Below are 14,379 nucleotides of genomic sequence, written 5' to 3'. Positions count from 1 at the left end.
GAAACAGCACGTCCCCGACGGCACGACCCGCTCCGCGGACCGGAACGGCGACGGCCCTCACGGTCGGAGGTGATCGTGAGGGCCGTCGCCGATGCCGTGGAGCCGGATCCGCGGGCTACTTGAGGTAGACCAGTCCGTCCGTCGTGACGGTGGGACGGCCGCTGGTGCCCACCACGACGATCTTGACCGTGTGCCTGGCGCTGCCCGACCAGGTCTTCGTCCAGATCGCCTGGCGGTAGAGCGTGGTGGCGGACTTCAGGTCGACCGTCGCGGTCCTCACGCCGTCGACGTAGACGTACGCCTGGCCGGAGGTGGCCGCGCGGGAGACCACCCAGGCGGCGGAGCGGCCCGTGAAGGTCCAGGTCAGGGACGCGCCCCTGGCGCCACTGGAGTACGACTTGCCGCCGAGGTAGCTCGTGGAGGAGCGGGCGGTCCAGCTGCCGTACCTCGTCGCGGAGGTCTCCTGGAGGATCACCGGGGTCGAGGCGGCCGAGGCCGTGCGGTAGTTGCCGGCGTAGTCGTCGGCCCGCATCGACCAGGTGGTCGTGGTGCCGGGCCTGGCCGTGCGGCCGGAGGTGGTGACGGTCGGGCCGAAGGTCGCGGCGGTGGGCGACAGCAGCCGCACGGAGCGCAGCGCCCGGTCGTCGGTGGCCTTCCAGGCCAGGGTGACCGGGACGGCGGTGGCGCCGACGGTGCCGGTGCGCAGGGACAGCCTCGGGGCGGTGGGGAACAGCGGGGCCGTGGTGTCCGCCACGATGCTCAGCGCGGGGGTCGTCGTGGCCCGGCCCGACTGGTGCACGGCCCGTACGGCGAGGGTGTGGCCGCCCGCCGGGAGGACGGCGCTCGCGGACGTGGCGGTGCCGGCGACGGTGGCGACGGTCCTGCCGTCGGCCAGCAGCTCGAACTTCGAGACCAGCGTGCCGGGCGTGGTCGTCGACCACTTCACGGTGACGGCGCCCTTGGTGTAGTACGTCGAGCCCGTCAGGGTGGCGCCGCCGGCCACCGAGGTGACCTTCAGGCCCTGCACCGGCCCGGCCGCCAGGGCGCGGACGGCCGGCAGCTGGTCGTAGAGCAAGCCGCCCGGGCACACGGTGTTGTAGCCGTCGCGGTGGCCCGAGATCCGGTCGAAGGTGTAGCGGCTGCCCGTGGTGAAGGCGGTGCCGGACAGGTTCTTCTGCGTGGCGCCCGCGGTGAGTTCGACGGTCCCGGCCGGGTCGGCCCCGTACTGGCCGAGCTTCCAGGCCGCCAGGCGGGCGACGGAGGTCAGGGTGGCGGAGGTGGCTGCCGTCTGCGTCTGGTCGCCGATGACGGCGACGGCCGCGGACTCGCGGTTCCAGCCGTAGGTGTGGGCGCCGAACACCGGCAGGTCCGTACCGCCCCTGCGGCCCTCGTACAGGGTGCCGCACTTGTCGACGAGGAAGCTGTAGCCGATGTCCTTCCAGCCGAGGGCCTGCACGTCGTACGTGTAGATGCTGCGGATGACCGCCGGGGCCTGGTCGCAGGTGTAGTCGTTGCTGCCGGCGGTGTGGTGGACGAACATCACCTTGACGTCGTCGTTGTACTCCGCCGCGTCCGCGGTGATCGACTCGTCGGCGCCCCAGTCGGCGCGCGAGAGGATCGGCGGCCGGGGGACGGTGGACGCCGGAGCGGTGGGCACGGTGGGCGCGGGCGCGGTGGCCGACGGGCTCGTGTCCGGGGACGCGGTGTCCGTCGGGGCGCTCGCGGTGGCCTCGGGTGCGGTGTCCGCCGGGGAGGCGGAGGCGGTGTCCGTGGGCTCGCCGGAGGGGGCGGGGGCCGTGTCGGCGGGCGAGGCGGACGGGTCGGTGGTGCCGGGGTCCGTGGTGCCGGGGCTCGGTTCCGTCACGAAGGCGGCGGTCTCGGTGCCGGTCCTCGTCTCGGCGTCGGTCACCACCCCCGGGTCGACCATGTCGACCCGCAGCCCCGCGGGCAGGGCGGCGGCGGTGCCGTCGCCGCGGACGACCCGCGCCTCGACGCCGTCGGACGGGCCGACCCAGAGCGGTTCGGAGGTGCCGCGCACCTTCGGGCCCGGCCGGTCCAGCGGGTCGGCGTCCAGCTCCAGGTCGCGCCAGGCGCTCCACTCGCCGGTCGCCGTGCTGCGGGTGCGCACCTGCGCGGTGCCGGCCAGCCGCTCGGCACCCCCGGTCCAGGTGACGCCGAGAAGCGAGAACGGCTCGGTGTCCGTGCGCGGCAGCTCCCGGCGGTCGGCGGCGACGCCCTTCAGCGCGAGGCCGTGGACCTTCGCCGGCCGCTTGGGCCGGGCGCCCTGGCCGCCGGACGGGTCGGCGGAGGCGTAGGCCACCACGCCGCCGCTCCCCAGCAGCACCGCTCCGAGCGTCAGCCAGGTCCTCCTGCGCATGCTCAGCGGTCTGTACGCCCGTGTCCCACCCCGGCGTTGACGTCGACTCACGACGAAACCCCACCCCTGTGTCCGAAAAACTGTCGCAAAGGGCGCACCCGGAAAAAGATGGCCGATGCATATAGCGGTGGGGGGCCGGAAAGTGTCACACCCGCCCGGGACTTGACGGCCCGGATCCCCCCGCCGGTGAGCGGCCGGGCGGGGACGACGGTGCACCGGCAAAGGGGTGGAACCGCCGGGGAACCGCACGACGTGACGGCGGTCACCCGCATCGGTGAGGTGACTCTCACGCCCCGCCGTCTCCGACGGAGACGGCGGGGCGTTCCCAGGACGGGGTGCTGCCGGAGCGGGGCGTTCTCGGCGGAACGCCGGTGTCCGGGGGAGGCGCGGACCGTGCGGCCGGCGCCGAGTGGGCTACGTCACCGCGGGTTGTCGAGCATCCGCTGGAAGGCCCGGGCATGGCCGGCCTCGTCGGCCGCGTTGTGGCGGAACAGGCGGGCGGCCTCCTGGTCGCCGACGGCCTCGGCGCGGCGGGCGAAGGCGGGGTACATGACCCGGGCCTCGTGGAGTTCGCCGGCGATGGTCCTGGTCAGGTTCTTCCGGGTGGTGCGGACCAGGCCGTACAGCTTCGCCTCGCCGGCGAAGTGCTCGCGCAGTTCGACCTCGGCCGTCCCCCGGAACAGGCGGGCGAGGGCGGGGCGGTGGCGGGCGGCGTGCTCGGCGTAGAGGGTGTAGCGGGCGTGGGCGAGGGCCTCGCCGTGCATCGCGGTGTCGAGATTGGCCAGGGTGCGGGCCGAGCGGACCTCCGGGCCGCCGGCGGGAACCTCGACCGGGTCGACGGGCGGCGGGGCGGGGATGCTGCCGCGGCCGGTCTCGACGACGTCGAGGGCCGCGCGGAACCTCTTGAGGTGCTGGGCCTCGTCCGCGGCGATCTCGGTGAACAGCTCGGCGGCGGCGGTGTCGCCGTCGGCCGCGGCCTGCCGGGCGAAGCCCGGGTACATCACGTTCGTCTCGTACGTCTCGCCGGCGATGGCGGCGCGCAGGTTCGCCGCGTCGGAGCCGACCACCCGGGCGAGGCCGGCCTCCTTGCGGAAGTGCTCGTTGAGCTCCACCGCTGCCGTCCCGCGGTACAGCCGCGCGGTGGCCGGAAGGTTCTCGCGGTCGGCCTGGGCGGCGTAGAAGGTGTACGAGGCGTTCGCGTAGGCCTCGCCCTGCATGGAGGTCTCGAGGTCGGCGAGGGTCCGGGGGTGGAGTCCGGCCGCGGCGGCGGCGGGGTCGGAGGCGCCGCCGTGCGGCAGGGACGGAGCGGTGGCCGATGCGGGGGACGTGATCACCGCGGCGGCAGTGGCAGCGGACAGGCACACCAGTGCGGCCCGGATGGTGAAGCGGTTCATGGTCTTCCTCGGTCGAAGGTCGCGAGTGCTCCCCCCGGGGAGCAGCTCAGCACCTTCCGCGGGGAGGAGACGAGCGGGCATGGGCCATCGGGCCGACCACCGCGACGACAGTTCACCCGGTCGGCCATCGCGGCCCCTCGCCGTCCGCCGTCCGCCGTCCGCCGACGGTCCGTCGACTGCCGTGTCGGCAGGGGGCGTTCCCCGTGGGGAAGGGGGGACCGCGGCGCCGGTGCGCGCGTCCGCGGGGCACGCGACGCGCGGTGGACGCCGGTCCCTTCTACGGTGGCCACATCCGACCGCAGACGACCGTAAGCGACCGCAGAATTCCGGAGCCGGTATGGAAACGACGATCAACGGGGTCCCGGCGCACCCGCTCTGGGTGCACGCAGTGGTCGTACTGGTGCCGCTGTCGGCACTCGCGCTGGTGCTGTGCGCGGCATGGCCCGTGGTGATGCGCAGGGCCGGGATCGGGCTGCCGCTGCTGGCCCTGGCGGCGCTGGTGTCGGTGCCGCTGGCGACGGACGCCGGTGAGTGGCTGGCGGAACAGGTCCCGGAGACCGCCGCCGTGGAACGCCATACGGAGATGGGCGACGACCTGCTGCCCTGGGTCGTGGCGATCTTCGTGCTGGCGGTGCTGCTGTGGCTGCTGCACGGCGGGTTGCTGCGGCGCTTCCTGCCGTCCGGGGCCGGTGGGGCCGACCGCGCCGACAGGGCCGACGGGGCCGGTCGGGCCGGTGGGGCCACCGGGCCGGGTGGTGTCCCCACGGCGGGCGGCGGGCCCGCGTCGGGTGGTGGCCACGGGACGGGCGGCGCGTCCGGGGCGGCGGGTCGGCTCGCGGTTTCCCGCGCCGTCCTGGTCGTGGGCACGGTGCTGGCCCTGGTCGCCGGAGTCGGGGCGGTCGTACAGGTCTACCGGATCGGCGACTCCGGCGCGAAGTCCGTCTGGCAGGGGTTCTGACCTCTCGGCCGCCTCGGCCGCCTCGGCCGCCTCGGCCGCCTCGGCCGGCCCGGGGCGGGGCCGACGGGGCGTCGGCAAAGGGGTGGGTGGAGCGGGCGTAGCGTAGGGCGCATGACGACGTACGGATCCTTCCCCGGTTCGCGTCCGCGGCGGCTGCGGACCACCCCCGTCATGCGGCGCATGGTCGCCGAGACCCGGTTGCATCCGGCCGACTTCATCCTTCCCGCGTTCGTGCGGGAGGGCGTGAGCGAGCCGGTGCCGGTCCAGGCGATGCCCGGGGTCGTGCAGCACACCCGCGACAGCCTGAAGAAGGCCGCCGCGGAGGCCGTGGCGGCCGGGATCTCCGGGATCATGCTCTTCGGGGTGCCGGAGGACTCCAAGAAGGACGCCCTCGGGACCGTGGGGACCGACCCGGACGGCATCCTCCAGGTCGCGCTGCGGGACGTGCGGGCCGAGGTCGGGGACGACCTGCTGGTGATGTCCGACCTCTGCCTCGACGAGTTCACCGACCACGGGCACTGCGGGGTCCTCGACGAGCAGGGCCGGGTCGACAACGACGCCACCCTGGAGCGGTACGCCGAGATGGCGCAGGTCCAGGCCGACGCGGGCGCCCACGTCGTGGGTCCCAGCGGCATGATGGACGGTCAGATCGGGGTCGTCCGCGACGCCCTGGACCAGATCGGGCGGGAGGACGTCGCCGTCCTCGCCTACACCGCGAAGTACTCCTCCGCCTTCTACGGCCCCTTCCGGGAGGCCGTCGGCTCCTCGCTGCGGGGGGACCGCAAGACCTACCAGCAGGACCCCGCCAACGCGCGGGAGTCCCTGCGCGAGCTGGCCCTCGACCTCGAGGAGGGCGCCGACATGGTGATGGTCAAGCCGGCCGGCCCCTACCTCGACATCCTCGCGCGGGTCGCCGACGCGGTGGACGTGCCCGTCGCCGCCTACCAGATCTCCGGCGAGTACTCGATGATCGAGGCCGCCGCCGAGAAGGGCTGGATCGACCGCGACCGGGCGATCCTGGAGACGCTCACCGGCATCAAGCGGGCGGGGGCGCGCAACATCCTCACCTACTGGGCCACCGAGGTGGCCCGGACCCTGCGCTGACCCGCTGACCCGCTGACCCGCTGACCCGCTGACCCGCTGACCCGCTGACCCGCCGGCTCGACGGCCTGCGGCGCACCTGCGCACCGGTTCACCAGGCGAGCGCGTCGTCCATGCTCTGCTGCCAGTACGTCACCGTCAGCGAGCTGTCGTAGTAGACGCCCTCGGCCGGGAGCGGCGGGGTCGCGGAGGCGCCGCCGTCGCTGTTCGGGGTGCGGCCCTGGAAGGCGACCGTCAGCTTCTCGGCGGTCGTGCCGCCGTCGCCGCTGCCGTCGGCCGCCGACAGCAGGACGCCCGCGTAGCCGGACTCGCCGGGCGAGAGGGTCGTGACCGCCTGCGGCTTGGTCGCCTCCGCCGCCGCGGGCGCCCACTGCATCTCGTCGAAGCGGAGCACCGGGTGGTAGGTCAGGTCGCACACCTTGCTGCCGGTGTTGGTGACCGTGATCAGCATGTGGTTGAGGGGGCGCGGCACCGGCCGGGCGGTCACCTTCGTGTTCGAGCCGTTGCACAGGACGCGGTTCTCGGGGGCGTTCGGGTCCTTGTCGTCCGTGCCGGTGCCGGTGCCGGTGCCGGTGCCCGGCTTGGCGGACGTTCCGCCGGCCGGCTTCGCGGCCGAGCCCGAGCCCGAGCCGGTGCCGGTGCTCGATCCGGTGCCGGTGCCCGATCCGGTACCCGTCCCCGTGCCCGATCCGGTGGTCGGCTTGTCGGTCCCCCGGGGTTGCGCGGTGACCGAGGACGCGGGGGCCGACGCGCCCTCGTCCTCGGTGCCCGTTCCGTTCTCGCAGGCCGTGAGCGAGAGGGCGGCGAGCGCGGCGACGGCGGGGACGAGGAGGCGGCTGGTGCGGCGGATGCGCATGGTGAATCCCTCTTGTCGGATGGCTGATCGGCGTACGTCGCTCGACCGGGTGCCGGGAGCGGCGTGCTTGGATGGCCACAGCTTGTGGGGAGATCCGTCCCGGCCGCCACGACCTGCGGACCATCCGGGACGCTGGAATGCCCGCAAGCTTCTGAGCTGGGAAAACGCGCCGTCCCTGGAACGCCGGGACGGGACACGGGGGGTGGACGAACGGTGGCTGCGGCCGAGTTCGCGGAACTGCTGCGGGAACTGAAGGACCGGTCCGGGCTGAGCTACGGCACGCTCGCGAAACGGCTCCACATGAGTACGTCGACGCTGCACCGCTACTGCAACGGGGACGCCGTCCCCACGGACTACGCGCCCGTGGAACGGCTCGCCCGGCTGTGCAAGGCCTCACCGGCCGAACTGGTCGAGCTGCACCGGCGGTGGGTGCTGGCGGACGCGGGGCGGGGGAAGAAGGAGCGCGGGCCGGCGGCCGAGCCGGACGCGGGGGCGGTGGCAAAGCCGACGGCTGAGCCGGACACAGGGCTGGACGCAGGGCCCGTGGAGGGTGTGAGGGGCGCCCCCGAGCCCGCCCCCGACCCCGACCTCGCCCCCGCCCCCGAGTCCGGCCCCGAGTCGGCCGTCGTCACCGACCTCGTGCGGGACGGCGTACCGGAGCCGTCCGGGGCACGGCAGCGGCGGGTGCGGCGGGCCGTCCTGGCCGGGGTCGCCGTCGTCGCCGTGGCCGGGGCCGTGGTCCTCGGGATGCGGCTGTCCGACGCCGGCGCCGAGGACGCCGGGAGCGCGCGGGGGGCCGGGGCCGCCTCGTCCGTGCGGGGGGAGGGGGCGGCGAGCGCGTCGCCGTCCAGGAGCGGGTCGGTCTCCGCCTCGCCGTCCGCGTCCCCGTCGGCATCCGGCTCCGCGTCCCCCTCGAGGTCCTCGTCGCCCCCGGTCTCCGGCGGCGAACGTCCCGGCGCGGCCGTCGAGGACGACGACGGGGCTGCTCCGCTCACGGTGGAGGTCCGCCCGAACGCCTGGCTGGACCCCTGCGGCCAGCGCTACCTGGTCGACCGTGAGCCCGGACGGGTCTCGCCGCCGCCCGTGGAGCAGGACGCGCCCGCCTGGGTGGCCGCGCACGCGGCCGTGTCCTCGGGGTCGCAGTTCGTGCAGGTGACCGTGCAGGGGACCGGCGACGAGACGGTCGTCGTCGACGGGCTGAAGGTCCGCACGGTCCAGAAGCGGACGCCGCTCGCCTGGAACGACTACGCCATGGGCTATCCGGGCGTCGGCTGCGGGGGCGGGGTGCCGACCCACTACTTCACCGTGGCCCTCGACGCCGCGCGGCCGGCGCTGGTGCCGGAGGCCGGGCACGCCGACTTCCCCTTCAAGGTCAGCGAGTCCGACCCCGAGGTCTACTACATCGACGCCGACGCCTCCGCGTACGACGTGAGCTGGAGGCTGGAGCTGTCCTGGTCCAGCGGGTCCCGGCACGGCACGCTGGTCGTCGACGACAAGGGCAGGCCGTTCCGCACGAGCGGCAACAACGGGCGGCCCGCGTACGAGTTCCCGCTCGGCGGGTTCGCGTGGCAGCGGGCGGGGGCGACCCCGACGCCGTAGCACCCGCCCGCCTCCCGCCGCCCGTGCCTCGTGACCCGGACCCCGGAGGAGACCACGGAGGCCGGGGCGGGGGCTGGGGCGGGGGCTCAGGGGCGCCTGAGGGACCGCCGGGCGGGTCAGTCCCACCAGAAGGACCAGGCGTGCTCGCCGAGCAGCCCGGCGGCGTACGCCTTCAGGGTGCCGGAGCCCTGGAGGACGTTGTCCGGGCAGAACGCGAAGTGCTCGGCGGCCACCGCCTCCGCCTCGGCGACGGTGGTGGGCGGGGCGGCCACCGAGACGGCCAGGACGTCGAAGCCGATGCCCACGACCCGTATGCCGAAGCGGTCCTCCCACGAACGCAGGACCGCCGACAGCCGCCCCGTGTCGTCCTCGTGGTTCACCGGGCCCGACCAGCCGATGACCGCCGGCACGTCCGCGCTGCGGCGGGCCGGTACGAGGGCCAGGTGCGGTGCCTCGAACCACGAGGGCCCCTCACCCGCGAGGAGGTCGGCGACCTGCGCGGCCCGCACGTCCGGATCGGCCTGCAGCGCGGGGGCGCCGGCCGGTCCGGGCCAGTCCTCGTCCTCCGCCGCCCACTCCTCCCACAGATCCGCGAGCACCTCCTCCGCGTCGTGGTCGCCCGGGTACGACATGTCGGCGGGCGCCAGGTCCCACTGCTGCGGCCCGCCCCGGGAGCCGCCCAGGTCGACGAGGACCGGGACCAGTCCGGCCCGTCCCGACGTCCCGCCCAGCGCCGCCCAGTTGCCCGGTGCCGCGGCCCGCTCGGCGTGCCACAGCAGCGGCTCGTGCCAGGGGCCCCGGTCCGTCGTGTCGATCAGCCTGCCCGGCGGGAGCCGGAGTCCGAGGGAACGCCCGCTGGGGTCGGACGCCAGCTTGGGCAGCGGGTTGGGAAGAGTCGCCATGCCGTGACAGTAAGGGCGGGCACTGACAACGGGGCCGGACCGAGCGGATCCGGAGGACCGGCCGGGCGGTCGCCGTCCTCCGGACGCCCGCGTGCGGCCCGTTCAGGACTTCCCCTCGCCCGAACCGCGGCGCTCGCGGCCGGTGGCACCGACGGGCTGGTGCTTGCCGCCGTCCTTCGCGTCGGCGTGGTGGGTCAGGACCTTCATGATCTCCGACGCCAGCGACTCGGCCAGGGCGGGGGCGAGGGACTCGGCCAACGCCTTCGCGAGGGACTGCGCGAACAGCACCCGCTCCAGTTCCGAGGACGCCGAGGGGCCGGGCTGCGACAGCGACGCCATGGCCGCCTCCACCAGCGCCGCCGCCAGCGGGTCCTTTCCGTACCTGCCGCCGGTGCCGCCGTGCGGAACCCCGGTCTCGCGCACCATCTCCTCGAAGACCTCGTCGATGAAGGCCTCCAGGGGATCCCGTTCCGATTGTCCGCCGGACTCAGCTGCCATTGTGGTTCCTTAAGGTCTTCGCTTGTCTTACGGGGCCTGCCCCCCGGCGCCGCGACCGCGACGGTCCCGGCATCCGGAGGGCAGGGGGAACGACGTCCTAGCGGCGCATCAGCGCGGCCAGGAGCAGCGGGTGCTCGATGCCGGACTCCTCGCCGCGCTCCTCGCGGCCGCGCCGCATGAGGGCGGCGAGCAGCAGCGGGTGCTGGATGATCGAGTCCTCGCCGCGCTCCTCGCGGCGGCGCCGCATCAGCGCGGCGAGCAGCAGCGGGTGTTCGATGAGGGAGCCCTCGCCGCGCTCCTCGCGGCCGCGGCGCATGAGGGCGGCGAGCAGCAGCGGGTGCTGGATGATCGACTCTTCGCCGCGCTCCTCGCGGCCGCGGCGCATCAGCGCGGCCAGGAGCAGCGGGTGTTCGATGATCGAGTCCTCGCCGCGCTCCTCGCGGCGGCGCCGCATGAGGGCGGCGAGCAGCAGCGGGTGCTGGATGAGGGAGTCCTCGCCGCGCTCCTCGCGGCCGCGGCGCATCAGCGCGGCCAGGAGCAGCGGGTGTTCGATGCCGGACTCCTCACCGTGCTCCTCGCGACGGGCCAGCATGGCCGCCAGCAGCAGGGGGCCGATGGCGGACTCCTCACCGCCCTCCTCCGTACCGACTCCCGCCTTTTCCGACGTGGGGGTCTCCGTCGTTGCCGTCATGTTCTCCTCTTTCGTGGACGCATGGCTCGGCGGAGTGCCCGGCCCGCACGGTCCGGGAGCTCCGCCCTACATCGCCAGCGTCGAGGCGCACGGCGCTCATCGCATTTCGATCTTGCCCCGTTCTGCCCAACCGGAATGTCCGGCAGGACACGGAAAAGGCCCCGACCTGTGGTGACAGGTCGGGGCCGGAGCCGGCGGGACGAGGTCCGGTCAGAGCCGCTCGGGTGTCCGGATGCCCAGCAGGGCCATGCCCTTGTGGAGGGTGCGGCCCGTGAGGTCCACCAGGAAGAGGCGGTTCTCGACGACCTCCGGCGCGTTGTCGGCGGACAGCACGTGGCACTGGTCGTAGAACGTCGTCAGGTGCGAGGCCAGCTGGTACAGGTACGCCGCCAGCTTGTGGGGCTCGTAGGCCGCCGCGACCTCCTGGACCGTCTCGCCGAACTGGTCCAGGTGCAGGCCCAGCGCCCGCTCCGCCGGGGCCAGTTCCAGCTCCGGGTGCGCGGCCGGACGGGCCTCGCCCGCCTTGCGCAGGATCGACTGGATGCGGGCGTACGCGTACTGGAGGTAGACGGACGTGTCGCCGTTCAGCGAGACCATCTGGTCCAGGTCGAACTTGTAGTCCCGCACGGCGGAGGTCGACAGGTCGGCGTACTTGACGGCGCCGATGCCGACGTACCGGCCGTTCTCCTCGATCTCCCGCTCGGACAGGCCGACCTTCTCCGCCTTCTCCCGCACGACCGCCGTGGCCCGGTCGACCGCCTCGTCGAGGAGGTCCACCAGCTTGACCGTCTCGCCCTCACGGGTCTTGAACGGCTTGCCGTCCTTGCCCAGGACCGTGCCGAAGGCGAGCTGGTGCGCCGTGGCGTCGCCGTCCAGCCAGCCCGCCCTGCGCGCGGTCTCGAAGACCATCTTGAAGTGCAGCGACTGCCGGGCGTCGACGACGTAGACGAGCCTGTCCGCCTTCAGCTGGAGGACGCGGTCGCGGATCGCCGACAGGTCGGTCGCCGCGTAGCCGTAGCCGCCGTCCGACTTCTGCACGATCAGCGGGACCGGGTTGCCGTCCGGGCCCTTGACGTCGTCGAAGAAGACGCACAGGGCGCCCTCCGAGCGGACCGCCACGCCCGACTCCTCCAGGAGGCGGCAGGTCTCCGCCAGCATGTCGTTGTACCCCGACTCGCCGACGATGTCCTCGTCCCGGACCTCCATGTCCAGCTTCTCGAAGACGGAGAAGAAGTAGATCTTCGACTCGTCCACGAACCGCTGCCACACCGCGAGGGTGTGCGGATCCCCGGCCTGGAGGTCCACCACCCGGCGCCGGGCCCGCGTCCTGAACTCCTCGTCCGCGTCGAACAGCCTGCGCGCGGCCTTGTAGAGGCGGTCGAGGTTCGACATCGCCTCCTCGCCGCTGACCTCGGCGTCCTTGTGGTCCAGCTCGTGCGGGTGCTCGTCCAGGTACTGGATGAGCATGCCGAACTGGGTGCCCCAGTCGCCGATGTGGTGCCGGCGCACCACGGACTCGCCGGTGAACTCCAGGATCCGCACCACCGCGGCGCCGATGACCGCCGACCGCAGGTGGCCGACGTGCATCTCCTTCGCCACGTTCGGCTGGGCGTAGTCGATCACCGTGGTGCCCGGCGCGTCCGCGAGCGGCACCCCGAGGCGGTCGGCGTCCGCGTACCGCGCGCCGAGGTTCTCCACGATCGCCCGGTCGGTGAGCGTCACGTTCAGGAAACCGGGGCCGGAGACCTCGATGTCCCGGATCAGGTCACCGGAGACCACCTCGGAGACGACCCGCGTCGCCAGCTCCCGCGGGTTGGCCTTCGCCTTCTTCGCCAGGGCCAGGATCCCGTTCGCCTGGTAGTCCGCCCGGTCGCTGCGTCGCAGCAGCGGGTCCGCGCCGACGGCCTCCGGCAGAGCAGCCGAGAGGGCGGACGCGAGACGCTGTTCGACGGAGTGACTGAGGGACGTGACCGAGGCCATGGGGTGGCTGCCGTTCTGCTCGGGTTCCGGAAAGTACTACGGGGACCGAGTATCCCACGCGGTGAAAAGCGGTTTTCGCGGATGCGGTCCGGCCTGGGACAATGGGACGCACTGCAAACCTTCAAGCCTTCACACCAGAGGACGTGCCGATCGTGGCTCAGAGCACCGAGACCACCGACTGGGTCTCCCGTTTCGCGGATGAGGTCATCGAGGAGTCGGAGCGTCGGGCCCCGGGCAAACCGCTCGTCGTCGTCGCGTCCGGCCTCTCCCCCTCGGGCCCCATCCACCTCGGGAACCTCCGCGAGGTCATGACGCCGCACCTCGTCGCCGACGAGCTCCGCCGGCGCGGCCACCAGGTGCGCCACCTGATCTCCTGGGACGACTACGACCGCTACCGCAAGGTCCCGGCCGGGATCGCGGGGGTCGACGAGTCCTGGGCCGAGCACATCGGCAAGCCGCTGACCTCCGTCCCCGCCCCGCCGGGATCGGCCCACCCGAACTGGGCCGAGCACTTCAAGGCCGCGATGGTCGAGTCGCTGGCGCAGCTGGGCGTCGAGTTCGACGGGATCAGCCAGACCCGGCAGTACACCTCCGGCGTCTACCGCGAGCAGATCCTGCACGCCATGCGGCACCGCGGCGACATCGACGCGATCCTCGACCAGTACCGCACCAAGAAGGCCCCGGCCAAGAAGCAGCAGCAGAAGCCGCTCGACGAGGCCGAACTGGAGGCCGCCGAGGGCTCCGGCGCCGCGGCCGAGGACGACGGCAGCTCCGGCTCGGCCGGCTACTTCCCGTACAAGCCCTACTGCGGCAACTGCGAGAAGGACTTCACCACCGTCACCGCCTACGACGACGACAGCACCGAACTGACGTACGCCTGCGACGCCTGCGGCTTCTCCGAGACCGTCCGGCTCAACGAGTTCAACCGCGGCAAGCTGGTCTGGAAGGTCGACTGGCCCATGCGCTGGGCCTACGAGGGCGTCGTCTTCGAGCCCAGCGGCGTCGACCACTCCTCGCCCGGCTCCTCCTTCCAGGTCGGCGGGCAGATCGTCGGCATCTTCGGCGGCAAGCAGCCGATCGGCCCGATGTACGCGTTCGTCGGCATCAGCGGCATGGCCAAGATGTCCTCCTCCAAGGGCGGCGTCCCCACCCCCGCCGACGCCCTGAAGATCATGGAACCGCAGCTCCTGCGCTGGCTGTACGCCCGCCGCCGCCCCAACCAGTCCTTCAAGATCGCCTTCGACCAGGAGATCCAGCGCCTCTACGACGAGTGGGACAAGCTCGACGCCAAGGTCGCCGACGGCTCCGCCCTGCCCGCCGACGTGGCCGCCCACTCCCGCGCGGTCCGCACCGCCGGCGGCGAGCTGCCCCGCACGCCCCGGCCGCTGCCGTACCGCACCCTCGCCTCCGTCGCCGACATCACCGCCGGCCACCAGGACCAGGCGCTGCGCATCCTCAGCGAACTGGACCCCGACGACCCGCTCGCCACCCTCGACGAGGCACGCCCCCGCTTCGACCGCGCCGAGGCCTGGATCAACACGCACGTCCCCGCCGACCAGCGGACCGTCGTGCGCGAGGAGCCCGACGGCGAACTGCTGAAGTCCCTCGACGACGACGCCCGCCAGTCGCTGCGGCTCCTGCTCGACGGCCTCGCCGAGAACTGGTCCCTCGACGGGCTCACCCACCTCGTGTACGGCGTGCCCAAGGTGCAGGCCGGGTTCTCCCCGGACGCCACGCCCAAGGAACTGCCGCCGGAGATCAAGACCGCCCAGCGCACGTTCTTCGCGCTGCTGTACCACCTGCTCGTCGGGCGCGACACCGGACCGCGCCTGCCCACCCTGCTGCTCGCGGTGGGACAGGAACGGGTGCGGGCCCTGCTCGGGGAGTAGCCCCGGCCGGACGACGGAAGGGGCCCCCGGTGCCGGCACCGGGGGCCCCTTCCGTCGTCTCCCGGGGCGCCCGCGACCCGCAGTGGGGGGCCAGCAGCACCCCCCGGGGGGGGGTGGTGTATCGGGTGAACAAT

11 protein-coding genes are annotated in these 14,379 nt (G+C 73.5%); 4 read left to right on the top strand and 7 right to left on the bottom strand.

The window, feature by feature from the left end; all coding sequences use genetic code 11:
- Window positions 1-115: 115 nt before the first annotated feature.
- Entirely contained in the window at window positions 116-2,377 is a 2,262-nt protein-coding gene (locus tag ACF09K_RS28820; RefSeq protein WP_392248121.1) for an N-acetylmuramoyl-L-alanine amidase, read from the bottom strand.
- 419 nt (window positions 2,378-2,796) lie between these two features.
- The gene (locus ACF09K_RS28815; protein WP_392248119.1) at window positions 2,797-3,771 is read right to left on the bottom strand and encodes a rubrerythrin family protein; all 975 of its coding nucleotides are present in this window, start codon (window positions 3,769-3,771) and stop codon (window positions 2,797-2,799) included.
- 337 nt (window positions 3,772-4,108) lie between these two features.
- Between ACF09K_RS28815 and ACF09K_RS28810 the strand changes: the two genes are divergently transcribed.
- Entirely contained in the window at window positions 4,109-4,729 is a 621-nt protein-coding gene (locus ACF09K_RS28810) for a hypothetical protein (RefSeq protein ID WP_392248117.1), read from the top strand.
- Between the two features lie 111 nt (window positions 4,730-4,840).
- Window positions 4,841-5,833 (top strand): porphobilinogen synthase, encoded by a 993-nt coding sequence (gene hemB / locus ACF09K_RS28805; protein ID WP_392248115.1) that lies wholly within the window; start codon window positions 4,841-4,843, stop codon window positions 5,831-5,833.
- Window positions 5,834-5,921: 88 nt separating this feature from the next.
- Here hemB and ACF09K_RS28800 read toward each other — a convergent pair whose 3' ends face one another.
- The gene (locus ACF09K_RS28800; protein WP_392248114.1) at window positions 5,922-6,686 is read right to left on the bottom strand and encodes a DUF4232 domain-containing protein; all 765 of its coding nucleotides are present in this window, start codon (window positions 6,684-6,686) and stop codon (window positions 5,922-5,924) included.
- A 213-nt stretch (window positions 6,687-6,899) separates the two neighbouring features.
- On the opposite strand from ACF09K_RS28800, the gene ACF09K_RS28795 reads away from it, so the two are divergent.
- The gene (locus ACF09K_RS28795) at window positions 6,900-8,285 is read left to right on the top strand and encodes a helix-turn-helix domain-containing protein (RefSeq protein WP_392248112.1); all 1,386 of its coding nucleotides are present in this window, start codon (window positions 6,900-6,902) and stop codon (window positions 8,283-8,285) included.
- 116 nt (window positions 8,286-8,401) lie between these two features.
- On the opposite strand, the gene ACF09K_RS28790 is transcribed toward ACF09K_RS28795, so the two are convergent.
- The 4 genes from ACF09K_RS28790 to argS all read right to left on the bottom strand — a co-directional run bounded on the left by ACF09K_RS28790 (window position 8,402) and on the right by argS (window position 12,356).
- Window positions 8,402-9,187 carry a DUF4253 domain-containing protein gene (locus tag ACF09K_RS28790; protein ID WP_392248110.1) on the bottom strand — a complete coding sequence of 262 codons (786 nt, stop codon included), beginning with the start codon at window positions 9,185-9,187 and terminating at the stop codon, window positions 8,402-8,404.
- Window positions 9,188-9,289: 102 nt separating this feature from the next.
- A complete protein-coding gene (locus tag ACF09K_RS28785) occupies window positions 9,290-9,685 on the bottom strand; it encodes a hypothetical protein (protein ID WP_392248108.1) in 396 nt (131 codons plus the stop codon).
- A 97-nt stretch (window positions 9,686-9,782) separates the two neighbouring features.
- Window positions 9,783-10,376, bottom strand: coding sequence for a hypothetical protein (locus tag ACF09K_RS28780; protein ID WP_392248107.1), 594 nt, complete (start codon window positions 10,374-10,376; stop codon window positions 9,783-9,785).
- Window positions 10,377-10,586: 210 nt separating this feature from the next.
- Window positions 10,587-12,356: an arginine--tRNA ligase gene (argS, locus tag ACF09K_RS28775; protein WP_392248105.1), complete on the bottom strand. Its 1,770-nt coding sequence runs from the start codon at window positions 12,354-12,356 to the stop codon at window positions 10,587-10,589.
- Window positions 12,357-12,499: 143 nt separating this feature from the next.
- On the opposite strand from argS, the gene lysS reads away from it, so the two are divergent.
- Complete coding sequence (gene lysS, locus ACF09K_RS28770; RefSeq protein ID WP_392248103.1) at window positions 12,500-14,245, top strand: lysine--tRNA ligase; 1,746 nt, start codon at window positions 12,500-12,502, stop codon at window positions 14,243-14,245.
- Window positions 14,246-14,379 lie beyond the last annotated feature (134 nt).

It is taken from the genome of Streptomyces sp. NPDC014882, from assembly GCF_043081325.1.
GTDB lineage: Bacteria > Actinomycetota > Actinomycetes > Streptomycetales > Streptomycetaceae > Streptomyces.
This window is presented reverse-complemented; position numbering and strand designations above follow the sequence as displayed.